This is a genomic window from Luteibacter sp. SVR4-7G, assembly GCF_056755555.1.
In genome coordinates this window covers 1-230 of the sequence record NZ_JBPGXO010000128.1, presented here as the reverse complement: position 1 = coordinate 230, position 230 = coordinate 1, and the positions used below count along the sequence as shown (strand labels likewise).

Below are 230 nucleotides of genomic sequence, written 5' to 3'. Positions count from 1 at the left end.
CCCCGACCGAGCGTGGCCGGATCCCCGGCTTCCGCTGCGGTGTGCTCTGCGCCGCCAGGTTCGGCCTCGCCGTCGGCGCGGTGGGGATGCTGCCGTCGATGATGTGCGGCCGCGCCCTGCCGGCCCTCGTCCTGCCAGCGGGCTGGGTGCTGGGGGTGGTGGTGCGCCGCTGGCTGCACTTTCAAGGCGGCGCCGGCGCCGTGCTGGCGGCCGGCGCCACCCTGCTGGCG

Annotated in this window: 1 pseudogene; it reads left to right on the top strand. The window is 77.8% G+C overall.

The window, feature by feature from the left end:
* Positions 1 to 230 (top strand): annotated as a pseudogene (locus ACR9ZH_RS18485) (hypothetical protein); the annotation flags it as partial.